At 66.1% G+C, this 14,810-nt stretch carries 13 protein-coding genes; 5 read left to right on the top strand and 8 right to left on the bottom strand.

The window, feature by feature from the left end; translation table 11 throughout:
• Nucleotides 1-100 precede the first annotated feature (100 nt).
• Nucleotides 101-835, bottom strand: coding sequence for a ZIP family metal transporter (locus ACZ9AQ_RS15850; RefSeq protein ID WP_429204482.1), 735 nt, complete (start codon nt 833-835; stop codon nt 101-103).
• Between the two features lie 155 nt (nt 836-990).
• Complete coding sequence (locus ACZ9AQ_RS15855; RefSeq protein WP_429204483.1) at nt 991-1,875, bottom strand: dienelactone hydrolase family protein; 885 nt, start codon at nt 1,873-1,875, stop codon at nt 991-993.
• Nucleotides 1,876-2,118: 243 nt separating this feature from the next.
• Between ACZ9AQ_RS15855 and ACZ9AQ_RS15860 the strand changes: the two genes are divergently transcribed.
• A complete protein-coding gene (locus tag ACZ9AQ_RS15860) occupies nt 2,119-3,126 on the top strand; it encodes a serine hydrolase domain-containing protein (protein ID WP_429204484.1) in 1,008 nt (335 codons plus the stop codon).
• Between the two features lie 33 nt (nt 3,127-3,159).
• Nucleotides 3,160-3,573 (top strand): VOC family protein, encoded by a 414-nt coding sequence (locus ACZ9AQ_RS15865; protein WP_429204485.1) that lies wholly within the window; start codon nt 3,160-3,162, stop codon nt 3,571-3,573.
• A 72-nt stretch (nt 3,574-3,645) separates the two neighbouring features.
• Here ACZ9AQ_RS15865 and polA read toward each other — a convergent pair whose 3' ends face one another.
• Nucleotides 3,646-6,417, bottom strand: a complete 2,772-nt coding sequence (gene polA / locus ACZ9AQ_RS15870) for a DNA polymerase I (RefSeq protein WP_429204486.1) — start codon at nt 6,415-6,417, stop codon at nt 3,646-3,648.
• Nucleotides 6,418-6,615: 198 nt separating this feature from the next.
• Between polA and ACZ9AQ_RS15875 the strand changes: the two genes are divergently transcribed.
• From ACZ9AQ_RS15875 to ACZ9AQ_RS15885, 3 genes are read left to right on the top strand one after another with little or no spacing between them, the layout of a single operon-like run.
• Nucleotides 6,616-7,119 carry a hypothetical protein gene (locus tag ACZ9AQ_RS15875; protein ID WP_429204694.1) on the top strand — a complete coding sequence of 168 codons (504 nt, stop codon included), beginning with the start codon at nt 6,616-6,618 and terminating at the stop codon, nt 7,117-7,119.
• Nucleotides 7,120-7,179: 60 nt separating this feature from the next.
• Nucleotides 7,180-8,136, top strand: coding sequence for a homoserine kinase (locus tag ACZ9AQ_RS15880; RefSeq protein WP_429204488.1), 957 nt, complete (start codon nt 7,180-7,182; stop codon nt 8,134-8,136).
• Nucleotides 8,137-8,916, top strand: a complete 780-nt coding sequence (locus tag ACZ9AQ_RS15885; protein ID WP_429204489.1) for a BPSS1780 family membrane protein — start codon at nt 8,137-8,139, stop codon at nt 8,914-8,916. It abuts the gene before it with no gap.
• 72 nt (nt 8,917-8,988) lie between these two features.
• Here ACZ9AQ_RS15885 and ACZ9AQ_RS15890 read toward each other — a convergent pair whose 3' ends face one another.
• From ACZ9AQ_RS15890 to ACZ9AQ_RS15910, 5 genes are all read right to left on the bottom strand, one after another.
• Entirely contained in the window at nt 8,989-11,316 is a 2,328-nt protein-coding gene (locus tag ACZ9AQ_RS15890) for a UvrD-helicase domain-containing protein (RefSeq protein ID WP_429204490.1), read from the bottom strand.
• Nucleotides 11,317-11,410: 94 nt separating this feature from the next.
• Nucleotides 11,411-11,698: an MSMEG_0570 family nitrogen starvation response protein gene (locus ACZ9AQ_RS15895; RefSeq protein ID WP_429204492.1), complete on the bottom strand. Its 288-nt coding sequence runs from the start codon at nt 11,696-11,698 to the stop codon at nt 11,411-11,413.
• A 36-nt stretch (nt 11,699-11,734) separates the two neighbouring features.
• Nucleotides 11,735-12,706: a sll0787 family AIR synthase-like protein gene (locus tag ACZ9AQ_RS15900; RefSeq protein WP_429204494.1), complete on the bottom strand. Its 972-nt coding sequence runs from the start codon at nt 12,704-12,706 to the stop codon at nt 11,735-11,737.
• Nucleotides 12,703-13,806 (bottom strand): MSMEG_0568 family radical SAM protein, encoded by a 1,104-nt coding sequence (locus ACZ9AQ_RS15905; protein WP_429204495.1) that lies wholly within the window; start codon nt 13,804-13,806, stop codon nt 12,703-12,705. The genes ACZ9AQ_RS15900 and ACZ9AQ_RS15905 overlap by 4 nt, the downstream gene beginning before the upstream one ends.
• The gene (locus ACZ9AQ_RS15910; protein WP_429204497.1) at nt 13,803-14,807 is read right to left on the bottom strand and encodes a Nit6803 family nitrilase; all 1,005 of its coding nucleotides are present in this window, start codon (nt 14,805-14,807) and stop codon (nt 13,803-13,805) included. Before ACZ9AQ_RS15910 ends, ACZ9AQ_RS15905 begins: the two co-directional genes overlap by 4 nt.
• Between the last annotated feature and the right edge of the window lie 3 nt (nt 14,808-14,810).

The following is a 14,810-nucleotide window of genomic DNA, read 5'->3' on the forward strand; positions in this document are numbered from 1 at the left end:
CTGGCGTATGTGGACTACGTGCGTCGATATCGTCGTCTAGCTCATGAACCGTCGTTCCCGCGAAGGCGGGAACCCAAGTGAACCTTCTCAGCCACCAGCCTCAAAACGCGTGCAACGCCACCACGATCGCCACGCCAAGGCCGATCAGGAACACCTGCGGCACGGATTCCTTCAGCGTCGCCCGGCGCTGCATCTGCGGCATCAGGTCGCTCACCGCGATATAGATGAAGCCCGACGAGGCGAACACCAGCACGTAGGGAATCAGGCCGCTGGCCTGGTCCAGCGTGAAGTAGCCCAGCAGGCCGCCCGCCACCGCCAGCAGGCTGCACAGCAGGTTGAACACGTAGGCGCGCAGGCGCGAGAAGCCGGCGTTGAGCAGGACGATGAAGTCGCCGATTTCTTGCGGGATCTCGTGGGCGACGATGGCCAGGGCGGTCACGATGCCGACTTCCGGGTCGGCCAGGAAGGCCGCCGCGATCAGGATGCCGTCGGTGAAGTTGTGCATGCCGTCGCCGAGCAGGATCATCCAGCCCGACTTGCCGGCCTCGCGCGCGTCATGGCCGTGGGCGTGGTGGTGTCCGTCGCCTTCGTGGTGGTGCGAATGGCGCAGCAGCGCCACTTTTTCCAATAAAAAGAACGCCAGCAGCCCCCCCAGCAGGGTGGCGAACAGGCTCTTGATGTCGGCGCCCGATTCGAAGGCTTCGGGCAGCGCGTGCAGCAGCGACGTCGCCAGCATGATGCCGACCGACAGGCTGACCATCTTTTCGACCACTTTCGACAGCAGGGCGAACGAGAAAAGCGCAGCCCCCGAAATGCTGACGACGCCGGCGATCACGGTGGCCAGCAGGATGGAACTCAGGGTCGGGTCGAAAAGCGGGTCGATTTGAAAGCCTCTTGTTCTGTTCTTGCGACGATCCGCAAACCGGGCATTGTACCGCTCCCGGCCCGCGGTCGTCCAAGAGCCTGTCTAAAGAGACAGGCACACAGGCGTCAGGCGACGCCGTGCTTGCGGAACCAGGCCAGCGCGCGGTTCCAGCCGTCCCTGGCGTCGGCCTCGTTGTAGTTCGGGCGGTAGTCGGCGTGGAAGGCGTGGTCGGCATCCGGATACACGTGGATGGTCGAGCGGCTGTTGCCCTTGTCGAGCGCGGCCTGCATGCGCTTGACCGTGTCCAGCGGGATGCCGCCGTCCTTGCCGCCGTACAGGCCCAGCACCGGCACCTTGAGGTTCTGGGCGACGTCGACCGGGTGTTTCGGCGTGTTGGGGGTCACCTCGCCCACCAGGCGGCCATACCAGGCCACGCCGGCCTTGACGTCGAGGTTGTGCGCCGCGTACAGCCAGGTGATGCGCCCGCCCCAGCAGAAACCGGTGATGCCCAGTTTGCTGGTGTCGCCGCCGCGCTGCTTGGCCCAGGCCACCACGGTGTCGAGGTCGGACATGACCTGCGCGTCCGGGGTCCTGGACACGATGTTCTTCATCAGTTCGGCGGTGGACGGCGCCTTGGTGGCATCGCCCTGGCGCACGAACAGGTCGGGCGCGATCGCCATATAACCCTGCTTGGCGAAGCGGCGCGCCACGTCCTTGATGTGTTCATGCACGCCGAAGATCTCGGACACCACCAGGATGACCGGGACGTTGGTCTTGCCGCGCGGCTGGGCGCGGTACACGGGCACGTCCTGACCCTCGATGACGAGGATGCTGTCGGCCGCGTCGAGGCCTTCGGTATCGGTCTGGATCTGGGTCTGCGCGACCACCGGCAGCGCGGCCGCGGCAAAGCCGGTGCCGATCGCCGCCTTCAAAAAGTCGCGCCGCTTCACGCCGTCGTCATAGGCGCTGGCGCCCAGCAGGCTGTGGGCATCGTTGACGAGATCTTTCATGAACATCCCTTTCTGGACAGAGTTGGACAGGATTGCCAGTTTAGCATCGCCCGGGCCAATTGCACGCGCCGCACGGATGGGCAAGACGATGGTTCCCTAGCACCGATCTGCCGCCAGCCTGCTTGCCAATGCCTCGCGGGCGCGCGCGGGCAAGCTCGTTTTGCTGGACAATCCGTCTACCTGAACCCGCAAGCCGCCTGAGTTTATACTTGTCGGCTCGTATCGGACAACACAGGGATTTTCGTGCACCGGCTGGAAGACTATTTCACGCAACTGCAATCGACCTTGCCGCCGGACGGCCCGGGCTTCAGCGCCGCCGTCCTGTGCGAAGGCAAGCCCGTATTCGAGCTTCACCACGGCATGGCGTCGCTCGAACTGAAGGTGCCCTTGTCCTCGGACTCGGCCTATTACCTCGCATCCGAATCCAAGCAGTTCACCGCTGCCTGCGTGCTGTCGCTGGTGCGCGAGGGCGCCATCGCGCTCGATGACGACGTCTGCGCCTACCTGCCGGAGCTGGCGAAGTTCGAACAGCCCTTCCCGCTGCGCAGCCTGCTCAACCACAGCAGCGGCATTCCCGACTATTTCCAGTTCATCGAATGCCAGTTGGCGCGCCACGAGGCCGACTACTTCGACAACCGGATGATTCTCGCGCTGATCGCGCGCCTCGACACCGTCGTCTTCCCCACCTCGACCGGGTACCGCTACAGCAACAGCAACTACATCCTGCTCGCCGCCCTGGTGGAACGCCTGGGCGGCATGCCGCTCGCCCGCTACGCCCGAGATAAGCTGTTCGATCCGCTGGGCATGCGGCGCATCGCGTTCGACGAGGACCGCTTCAGCATCATCGAACACCGGGTCTTCAGTTACGAGGCCGATCCCGCGCGTCCCTTCGGCTACAGGCAGCACCTGGGCAATGCCAACACGGTCGGCGACGGCGGCGTGTATGCCAGCATCAACGAGCTGCTACGCTGGGAAAAAGATTGGCACCGCCAGTGGGCCGATCCATCGAGCCTGCTGCATGCGATGCTGCAGCCGTCACCCTTGCTGGACGGTTCGGCGCCGGCTTACCGCTTCGGGCTGGAGGTGATCCAGCGCGCAGGCCATGACGTCGTGTTCCACGGCGGCGGGCTGTGGGGATTCAATACGCTCATCCTGAGGATTCCGGCGCTGCGGATGTCGGTGATCCACCTGGCCAACTGCGAGACGGCGCAGCCGGACCAGCAGCAGATCCTGGCCGCCGCCCTGGACTGAGCACCGCAACGGCACCGACGACAGGAGACAACGATGTTTTCGCACGTATTCATCGGCACCAACCACTTCGAACGCACGTTCCGGCTGTATGCGGCGCTGATGGAAGCGCTCGGCAATCCGCTGCGCTTCTGCGACCGCGAACGGCCGTGGGCAGGATGGCAATCGCATCCCGGCCCACGCCCCCTGCTGCTGATCGGGGCGCCGTATGACGGCAATCCTCACGTGGCAGGCAACGGCCAGATGGTGGCGCTGACGGCCGCGGATCGGCTCACCGTGGACCTGGCCTACCGGGCCGCAATCGATCACGGCGCGATGCCGGAAGGCGCGCCGGGGCTGCGTCCCGAATACCATCCGCATTACTACGCGGCCTATTTCAGGGACACCGAGGGCAACAAGGTCTGCGTCGTCTGCCACGATCCGGCGCCGGGCGTGCAGCCGCAGGCCTAGTGTCCTGAATTGAAGATTCGTTGCATTGTCGGCCTGGATGACTTCCGGCTGTGGAAGGCCCGTTGATCACCCTTAGTGGGCTTCCTCCCAGTTCTTGCCCACGCCCGTCTCCGCCAGCAGCGGCACGTTCAGCCTGGCCACGCCCGCCATCAGCTCCGGCAGCTTGACCCGCACCAGTTCCAGCTCACCTTCCGGCACTTCGAGCACCAGTTCGTCGTGCACCTGCATGATCATGCGCGTGCCCAGCCCATCGCTTTCAATCCAATTCTGCACCGCGATCATCGCCAATTTGATCAGGTCGGCCGCCGTGCCCTGCATCGGCGCATTGATCGCCGCGCGTTCGGCGCCGGCGCGGCGCGGGCCGTTCGGCGAATTGATCTCGGGCAGCCACAGGCGGCGGCCGAACACGGTTTCGACGTAGCCGCGCGCCTTCGCTTCCAGGCGCGTGTTGTCCATGTACTGCTTCACGCCCGAGAAACGCGCGAAATAGCGCTCGATGTAGTTGGCGGCCGCGGCGCGTTCGATGCCCAGGTTGCCGGCCAGGCCGAAGGCGCTCATGCCGTAGATCAGGCCGAAGTTGATCACCTTGGCGTAGCGGCGCTGCTCGCTCTGCACGTCGGCGGGCGGGATGCCGAAGATCTCGGCGGCGGTGGCGCGGTGGATGTCTTCGCCGTCGGCGAAGGCCTTCAGCATCGCCGCATCGCCCGAGATGTGCGCCATGATGCGCAGTTCGATCTGCGAATAATCGGCCGAGACGATCATGTGGCCGGGGGCGGCGATGAAGGCTTCGCGGATGCGGCGGCCTTCGGCGTTGCGCACCGGGATGTTCTGCAGGTTCGGCTCGTTCGACGACAGGCGGCCGGTGATCGCCACCGCTTGCGCATAATTGGTGTGCACGCGGCCGGTGTTCGGGTTGACCATCTTCGGCAGCTTGTCGGTATAGGTCGACTTGAGCTTCGACATGCCGCGGTGCTCGAGCAGGATCTTCGGCAGCGGATAATCCTCGGCCAGCTTTTGCAGCACCTCTTCGTCGGTCGACGGCGCGCCGGTGGCGGTCTTCTTGATCACCGGCAGGCCGAGCTTGCCGAAGAAGATCTCGCCGATCTGTTTCGGCGAACCCAGGTTGAACGGGCCGCCGGCCGCCTCGTAGGCCTGCTGTTCCAGCTCCATCATGCGCTTGCCCAGTTCGCCCGATTGCACGTCGAGCAGTGCGCTGTCGATCAGCACGCCGTTGCGCTCGATCTTGTGCAGCACTTCCATGGTCGGCATCTCGATCTCGCGGTAGATGTAGGCCAGGCCCTTGTCCTTCTCGACTTCCGGCAGCATGCTCTGGTGCAGGCGCAGGGTGATGTCCGAATCCTCGGCGGCATACTCGGTGGCGCGCGCCAGCTCGACCTGGTCGAAGCAGATCTGCTTGGCGCCCTTGCCGCACACGTCCACGTAGGGAATCGTGGTGTAGCCGAGGTGGCGCATCGCCATCGTGTCCATATCGTGCGGCTTGTGCGATTCGAACACGTAGGATTGCAGCAGCGTGTCGTGCGCGACGCCGCGCAACACCACGCCGTGGTTGGCGAAGATGTGCATGTCGTATTTGAGGTTCTGACCCACCTTCGGCTTGGCCGGGTTTTCCAGCCAGCCGCGCATCTTTTCCAGCACGTGCTCGCGCGACAGCTGGTCCGGCGCGCCGGCGTAGCGGTGCGCCACCGGGATGTAGGCGCCCTTGCCCACCTCGACCGACAGCGAAATGCCGACCATCTCGGCCATCATCGGGTCGAGCGAGGTGGTTTCGGTGTCGACCGAGGTCAGTTCGGCCGCGTCGACCAGCGCCAGCCATTTGTCGAGCTGCTCGTCGGTGAGGATCGTTTCGTATTCACCCTTGATGACCGGCATGCCTGCCAGGGTGGCCGCGCCTTCGGGCGAATTGAGCGGTCCACCGCCCGGCGCGCTGCCGGCGGCCGGACGCACGCTGCCGTCGCCCGGCCTGGCGCCGCCCAGGTCGCGCAGCATGGTCTTGAAACCATAGCGCTGGAAAAAATCACGCAGCGCCTCGGCGTCCTCCGGACGGCCCACCAGTGTTTCCTCGAACGAGACCACGTGCTTGACCAGGTCGCAGTCGGTCTTGACGGTGATCAGCTCGCGGCCTTTCGGCAGCCATTCCAGGGCCGCCTGCAGGTTGGCGCCGACCGCGCCGCCAATGCTGGCCGCGTTCTGGATCACGCCATCGAGCGAGCCGTGCAGGGTGAGCCACTTGACCGCGGTCTTGGGGCCGCACTTGGCCACGCCCGGCACGTTGTCGACGGTGTCGCCGACCAGGGTCAGGTAATCGATGATGCGGTTCGGCGGCACGCCGAACTTGGCCAGCACGCCGGCCTCGTCCATGCGCTCGTTGGTCATGGTATTGATCAGCATGACCTTGTCGTTGACCAGCTGGGCCAGGTCCTTGTCGCCGGTCGAGACCACGGTCTTCATGCCGCGCGCCGTGGCCTGCACCGCCAGGGTGCCGATCACGTCGTCCGCTTCGACGCCGTCGACCATCAGGATCGGCCAGCCCATGTAGCGCACCACTTCGTGGATCGGTTCGATCTGCTTGCCCAGGTCTTCCGGCATCGAGGCGCGCGTGGCCTTGTATTCGGGATACAGGTCGTCGCGGAAGGTCTTGCCCTTGGCATCGAAGACGCAGGCGATATAGGCGGCCGGAAAGTCGGCGCGCAGGCGGCGCAGCATATTGACCATGCCGTGCATGGCCCCGGTCGGGAAGCCGTCCGGGCTGCGCAGGTCGGGCAGCGCGTGGAAGGCGCGATAAAGATAACTGGAACCGTCAACGAGCAGCAGGGTATTGTCCATAGGGGGGCGACATTCAGGAATTCAGCAGGCGGCGCCATCCGTGGCGCCAGGGTAAGCGCCATTATCGCAGAATCCGCATCAGCGCCCGTGCCTGAGCTTCAAGGCACCAGCCCCTTTGAAACATAAGGTTTTGGCACACTTTTCACTGGGCAGGGACGCTGTTTGCTACAATGGACTAAACGACATTAGGTGACCATCATGCTGCGCTCGACACCCCGCTCCGCCCTCCTGACGCTTTGCCTGCTCGCCGGCTCGGCCGCGGCCCAGCAATCGGCGTTGCCTCCGACGCAACCGACGCCGACCCCGCCGCAGAACCAGCAGCGCCCCAGCGATGCGCCGCCCCAACTCGAACGCATCGAGCCGGGCAGCGACACGCCGGCCACCACGATTCCGCCGCGCCAGCGCACCAAGATCACCGAGCGCCGCAGCAATGACGGCACGGTCACCCAGGTCGAAGTAGAAAGCGGCCCGAGCCGCTACACCATGAAGCCCAACGTTGCACCAGGCAATGCCCAACCCGGCGATGCCACCAGCAATGACATCCGTGCCCCACAATGGACGGTGATGGAATTCGACTTTGGCAATCCCAAGAAGCAGGACACAGCCGATCAGCCGGTCGCGCCGGCCCCCGCGCGTCCGGGCGTACCCGCCCGCGCCGACGTGCCGCCGCCGCCCGCGCTGGAGCCGACCACCAAACAATGATCCCCACGGCCGCGGCGCGAAGTCGCGGCGGCGGGTTCTCACCTACTCTTTTGTTAGCACATGGCAGTATTTACCGCGGTCTCGCTGGATGACCTTCACCAGTGGATCAAGCAGTACCCGCTCGGCCAGGCCGTCGGGCTCGAAGGCATTTCCTCCGGCATCGATAACAGCAATTTTTTCTTGAACACAGAGCGCGGCCAATATGTGCTGACGATCTTCGAGAACCTGCGCTTCGACCAGCTCCCCTTCTACGTCAAGCTGATGGCGCACCTGGCCGAACGCGGCATTCCGGTGCCGGCGCCGGTGCCGAACGTGGACGGCGAACTGGTGGTCGCGCTGCACGACAAGCCGGCGATCATCGTCAGCCGCCTGCAAGGCAGCTCCCAGCTCGACCCGCAGCCGGTGCACTGCGCCGAAGTGGGCCGCATGCTGGCGCGCATGCACCTGGCGGCCCGGGATTTCGCCCTGCACCAACCCAATCTGCGCGGGCTGGACTGGTGGGTGGAGACCGCGCCGGCCGTCCTGCCGTACCTGGACGAAGCCGAAGCGGCGCTGCTGCGCGCCGAAGTGGCGTACCAGAGCGCGTTCGCCACCAGTGCGACTTACGCGAAGCTGGCGCGCGGGCCGGTGCACGCCGACCTGTTCCGCAACAACGTGATGTTCGAGGGCGAGCGCCTGAGCGGCTGCTTCGACTTCTATTTCGCCGGCGTCGACACCTGGCTGTACGACGTCGCCGTGACCGTCAACGACTGGTGCGTCGACCTGGCGACGGGCGTTCTTGACGCGGCCCGGGTGCGTGCACTGCTGGACGCCTACCATGAGGTGCGGCTATTCACCGACGACGAGCGCGCCGCCTGGCAGCCGATGCTGCGCGCCGGCGCGCTTCGCTTCTGGCTGTCGCGCCTGTATGATCTGCATCTTCCCCGTGCGGCCGAGCTGTTGACGCCGCACGATCCGACCCATTTCGAACGCATCCTGCGCGAGCGTATCGCTTGCCCGGCGCCGAATTTGCCCTAAATGAACAATTTGCCTGCTATCACCGGCTGGATCTGGCTCAAACGCGGCGCCAGCCTGTTCCGTCAACAACCCGCGGCCCTCACCACGCTGCTGTTCGCGAACATCCTCATCAGCATCCTGATCAGCGCCGTGCCACTGCTGGGTCCGATGGTGGCGGTGATCCTGATTCCCTCGTTCTCGATGGCCTTCATGATGGGATGCTCGATGATCGAGAGCGGCCAGCGCGTCTCGCCCGCGGTGCTGCTGACGGGATTCCGCAAGCCGGTATTGCGCGAACTGTGCAAGGTCGGCGTGGTCTACCTGGCCGTGTCGCTGGTGCTGGCGCTGATCACCCGTTTCGCCGTCGATGCGACGTTCTGGGAGCAGGTCCGGGCCCAGGGCACGACCGGCACCCCGGCCGTGCTGGCGGGATCGGACGTGCTGGCGATGTTCCTGATCTTTGCGATCGACGTCGCGGCGCTGATCTCGCTGTGCTTCGCCGCCCCGCTCACCTATTGGCAAAAGATGCCGCCGTTCAAGGCGGTGTTCTACAGCTTCTTTGCCGTCAAGCGCAGCGCCGGCGTGTTCCTGGTGCTGCTGCTGGCCTGGTTCGCGATCTTCTTCGCCGTGTGCATGGTGATCGCCATGCTGCTGGGCGGGAACAATCTGGCGCGGGTGGTGATCATGTGGGTGATCTTCCTGTTCATCCTGCTGCTGCAGTGCGCGATGTATGTGGGGTATCGGGAGATTTTCGGCAAACCGGAAACGGCGCCGGGCGACAAGGTCAGCCTGGATAAGTAAAGCCGTCAAACGCCTGGACGGCGTATGGCCGTCCACCCTGCCCCACGGCGCCAACGACGGCGTCGCACGCGATCAGCGGCCGAGCTTCTCCAGCTTGGCGATCGACAGGTCCAGCACCTTCATCCCGGCCGAACCGAAATTGATCTGGGCCCGCGCCGCGCCGGCGCCGCCTTCGATGTTGACGATCACGCCTTCGCCGAACTTGGCGTGCGATACCGATTCACCCACGCGCCAGCCGCTGCCGCGGCCGTTATCCGACTTCGATTTCTGCGTGATCTGCTGCGCGATCTTGTTGTCGCTGCCGCCTTCGCGGAACTTGGCGTCGTCCCAGGCCGTCGTCTGCTTGCGGCCAGCGAACCAGGCGGTCTGCACGCGCGGCGACAGCCACTTGAGCGCTTCTTCGGGCAACTCGTCGAAGAAGCGCGACTTCATGTTGAAGCGGGTCTGGCCGTGCAGCATGCGCTGCTGGGTAAAGCTCATGTACAGGCGCCGGCGCGCGCGCGTGATCGCCACGTACATCAGGCGCCGCTCCTCGTCCACACCCTCGGCTTCGCGCGCGCTGCTCTCGTGCGGGAACAGGCCTTCTTCGAGGCCGGTGATGAATACCGCGTCGAATTCCAGGCCCTTGGCCGAGTGCACCGTCATCAGCTGCAACGCCTCTTGCCCGGCCTGGGCCTGGGCGTCGCCCGCCTCGAGCGAGGCATGCGACAGGAAGGCGGACAAGGGCGACATCACGGTCGGCAGCGGCGCGCCGCCGTCGATGACCTCGATGCCGTCCTGGTATACCACCGCCTCGCCGGCCTGGGCCTGGGATGGCGGGCCGAGGTGGGCCGGCGCACCGATGCCGAAGCCCTCCTCCTGCACGAACTGGGTCGCGGCGTTGACCATCTGCTCCAGATTCTCGATGCGGTCGGCGCCTTCCTTCTCGTTGCCGTAATGCGTGAGCAGGGTGCTGCGCTCGAGCACCACGCGCACCAGTTCGGGCAGCGGCAATTGCTGGGTCTCGAAACGCGCGCCTTCGATCAATTTGACGAACGCGCCCAGCGCGGTGCCGGCCTTGCCGGTCATGTAGGGCACGGCCGCGTACAGCGAAATGCCGTAGCTGTCGGCCGCCATCTGCAACTGCTCGATCGAGCGCGCGCCGATGCCGCGGGTGGGGAAGTTCACCACCCGCAGGAAAGCCGAATCGTTGTGCGGATTGTCCATCAGCTGCAGGTAGGCGATGGCGTGCTTGACCTCGGCGCGCTGGAAGTAGCGCAGGCCGCCGTAGACGGTGTACGGCAGGCCGGCCGCGAACAGCGCGTGCTCGATCACGCGGCTCTGGGCATTGCTGCGATAGAGGATGGCGATCTCGTTGCGCGGCATGCCCTCGCTCATGAGGCTTTTCGCTTCTTCGATGATCCACTGCGCTTCTTCGAGGTCGGACGAGGCCTCGTACACGCGCACCGGCTCGCCCTGGCCGGCATCCGTGCGCAGGTTCTTGCCCAGGCGCTTGGTGTTGTTGGCGATCAGGTAGTTGGCGCTGTCGAGGATGTGACCATGCGAGCGGTAGTTCTGCTCCAGCTTGATCAGGTTCTTGACCTGGTAGTCGCGCTCGAAGGCCGACATATTGCCGACGTTGGCGCCGCGGAAGGCATAGATGCTCTGGTCGTCGTCGCCGACGGCGAAGATGGCGCCGCCACCGGTCTCGCCCTGCCCCGCCAGCATTTTCAGCAGGTTGTATTGCAGGTCATTGGTGTCCTGGAACTCGTCGACCAGGATGTGGCGGAACCGCATCTGGTAGTGATGGCGCAGCGGGCCGTTGCGCGCCAGCAGTTCATACGAACGCAGCAGCAGCTCGGCGAAATCGACCACGCCCTCGCGCTGGCACTGTTGATCGTACAACTCATACAACTCGACCATGCGGCGCTCGATCGGGTCATACGCCTCGACCTGCGAGGCACGCAAGCCCTGGTCCTTGGCGTTGTTGATGAAGTACATCAGGGTCTTGGCCGGATACTTTTCGTCGTCAACATTGTGCGCCTTGAGCATGCGCTTGATGAGCGACAACTGGTCTTGCGAGTCGAGGATCTGGAAAGTCTGCGGCAGCGCGGCGTCGCGGTAATGCGTGCGCAGCAACCGGTTGCACAGGCCGTGGAAGGTGCCGATCCACATGCCGCGCGTATTGATCGGCAGCATCGCCGACAAGCGCGTGAGCATCTCCTTCGCCGCCTTGTTCGTGAACGTCACCGCCATGATGCCGGCCGGCGACACCTGGTTGGTCTGGATCAGCCAGGCGATGCGCGTGGTCAGCACGCGCGTCTTGCCGGAACCGGCGCCGGCAAGGATCAGCGCGCTCTGCGAAGGCAGTGTAACCGCGGCAAGTTGTTCGGGATTGAGGTTGTGAAGAAGGGTCTGCATCCGGCCATTATACTGCCGCGATTTACTGTATGCCCATCCAGTTCGCGCCGCCGCCACGTTTGCCGGCCGCGCTCAGGTCAAGGTCAGGGTGAGTTCAGGGTAAAAACCGCTCGACCCGCACGACCGCATCGCCGTCGCCCTGGAAGGATGCGGCCTTCGTCTCGATGCGCGCCAGCTGGTCCATGGCCGACGAGCAGGCGAAACCATATTTGGCGCGCACCCGCTCGCTGGCGGCGCCCAGCCCGCTGCGGCTGCGCGCCAGGAAATCGGCGAGCGCGTACGGCGTGCCGGCGTCCAGGTGATCCTTGATGGCCGTCGACGGCGAGTAGCAGTCGTCGGTGCTGGCATCCGGCCAGCGAACCAGAAACCGTACTTCAGGCATGATTCTCTCCTCTATCACGTTCTTCACTGAGGTTATTCACTGAGGTCCTTCACTGCGGCCGATGAAGGCTTCCCGTTCGAAATCCCACAGCGCGACCCGTTCAGCGCCGCGCCGCAGCGCGACGGCGCTGCCCGCTTGCGTGCGTCCGAACGCGGCGCAGGCGATGCCGCGCGCCGCGAAGCGCGCCAGCACGGCGTCGAGGTGCTCGTCGGCGACGCTGAGCAGGAAGCCGTAGCTGGGGAAGACGCCCAGCCAGCGCGCCAGGTCGACGCCGTCCGGACGCGGGATCAGGTCGACGTCGATGACGGCGCCGAGGCCCGAGCATTCGAGCAGCATCAGCGCCGTCCCGACGACGCCCGCCATGCTGATGTCCTTGGCCGCCGCCGCCAGGCCGTCCTCGGCCAGCGCCGGCAGGATCTCGAGGTCGGCGCGCAGGCGCTCCGGCGGCGCGCCGACGCTCGCGTTCCAATAGGCATACGGTTCGTGGAAGCGTCCGCGCAGGTCGATCGCGGCGACCAGGTGCTGGCCAGGGCCCGCATCGAAGCTGGTGAGCAGGCGCCGCGCGCGGCCGACGATGGCGACCGACAGCTGTTCGCGCTCGCTGCGCCGGTTGCTGTGGCCGCCGACGATGGGAACGCCGTATGCGAGCGAGGCCGCCGCCAGCCCTTCCAGCACCGGGGTGGCGGCGTCGCCTCCGCGGCTCCACAGCGCATCGACGACGGCGGTGGGCCGTCCCCCCATGGCATAGATGTCGCTGACGTTGACCATCACCCCGCAATACCCGGCGAACCAGGGTTCGCGCTCGACGAATTCGTTCAGGAAGCCTTCGATCGCGAACAGCAGGTAGCCGTCGCCGTCGGGGATCGCCGCGCAATCGTCGCCGATGGCGATGCCGCTGGGCGCCGCCCCGCGCAAGGCCGGCAGCACGTCCTCGATGTCGCGCTTGTGCGCGAAACCCGGGCTCGCGCGCAGCGACGCGGCGAGCGCTTCCAGCATCGTCTCTTTCATGGCGCCGGCCGCTTTTCGTAGGTGGACAGGGTCGAGCAGGCGCCGCAGCGTCCGCACCCCGCCTTGATCTCGGCCGCGCGCAGATTGCCGCGCTCGAGGATCCCGGCCAGCGGCGCGAGGATGGCGCGCATGAAGGCGGCGTCGGGCGCCGGATGGTCTTCCAGCGGGGTGCCGGTGACGGGCACGAACGGCACCACGAAGGGATACACGCCCATGCCCACCAGGCGCTCGCTCATGGCCAGGATGGCCTCGGGCGTGTCGCCCAGCCCGGCCAGGATATAGGTGCTGACCTGGCCCGGGCCGAACACCGCGACCGCGGCCTCGAAGGCGCTGAAATAGCGCTCGAGCGGCACGCTCGCCTTGCCCGGCATGATGCGCGCGCGCACCGCCGGCGTCACCGCTTCCAGGTGCATGCCCAATGAGTCGACGCCGGCATCGCGCATGCGCCGGAACCACGCGTCGTCGTCGGGCGGCTCGCACTGGCCCTGGATCGGCAGGTCGACCGCCGCCTTGACTGCGAACGCGCTCTCGCACAGGATGCGCGCGCCGCGGTCAGTGGCGTTCGGGGTGCCGGTGGTCATGACCATATGTTTCACGCCGTCGAGCAGCACCGCGGCGCGCGCGACTTCGGCCAGCTGCTCCGGCGTCTTGCGCAGGATGGTGCGGCCGGCCGCCAGCGACTGGCCGATCGCGCAGAACTGGCAGGACTTGCGCCGGCTTTCATAGCGGATGCAGCTTTGCAGGACCGTGGTGGCCAGCACGTCGGCGCCGTGCAGGGTGGCGATCTTGGAGTACGGCACGCCGTCGTAGGTTTGCAGCTTGTAGAAGCGCGGCTGGCGCGGAAAGGACACCACGGCCAGCTCGACCCCGTCACGTACGATGCGCGTCGAGCCGTCGGCGCGCGGCGTTGCGACGTAGGGCGAGCTCCAGGCGCCGGCCGTGTGCACCGGGATCATCACCGTGTGGCCGTCGATCGTGACCGCCTTGTGGTCGGTCGGGCCGGCGCCGCCGCGCCGGCTCGGCGCGCCGATGCTGGTGTCGTCCAGCCGCAGTCCGACCGACTGCAGCTGGGCGATCAACTGCTGGTTCATGGGGTTCATGGCTGCTCCAGTGCTTGGGGTGGAATGTGCGCGCCGCGCGGCTCGACCGCCTGCGCCTGCATGGGCTGCATGGGCTGCATGGGCGCCGTCTGGCGCGGATCGATCAAGAGGCTCAGGAGTTCGGGCCGCGCGTAGTGGCCGACCGAATCCATCATGCGCTTGCGTTTCGTGTTCAAGGCCAGGTCCAGGTCGGCCACGACCATGCCTTCGCCGCTGCGCAGCGGCTCGGCCAGCAGCTTGCCCTCGGGCGAGACGATGGCGGTGAAGCAGCCTCCGCGCAGCGCCTTGCGGCGTTCGGGCTCGGGCGTGATCGCCTCGATCTGGGCGTCGGTGAGCCAGCCGGTGGCGTTCACGACGAAGCAGCCCGACTCGAGCGCATGGTGGCGGATGGTCACTTCCATCTGGTCGGCGAAGACCTGCCCCACCATCGAGCCGGGGAACTGGGCGGCATGGATTTCCTCGTGCTGCGCCATCAGCGCGTAGCGCGCCAGGGGATTGTAGTGTTCCCAGCAAGCCAGCGCGCCGAGGCGGCCGACCGCGCTGTCCACCACCTTCAGGCCGCTGGCGTCGCCCTGGCCCCAGACCATCCGCTCGTGATAGGTCGGCGTGATCTTGCGCCGCTTGAGGATCAATTCGCCGTCGGCGTCGAACACCAGCTGCGTGTTGTACAGCGAGCCGTGGTCGCGCTCGTTCACGCCGAGCACCACGACGACGCCGTGGCGCCGGGCCGCGGCGCCGACGGCGTGGGTCACCGGCCCCGGCACCGTCACCGCACGCTCATACAGCAGCAGGTGCTCGGGACCCTGCTCGAAAGGCGGCTGGATGAAGGAGAAGTAGGGATAGTAGGGCACGAAGGTCTCCGGGAACACCGCCAGTTGCGCGCCCCGCGACGCGGCCTGCGCGATGGCGTCGCAGACCTTCGCGACGGTGCCGTCGGCGCTGTCCAGGTCCGGCGCGATCTGCACCGCCGCCGCCCTGACCACCCTGTTCGCTTGATTCATGGT

The organism is Massilia sp. UYP34 (assembly GCF_056279385.1).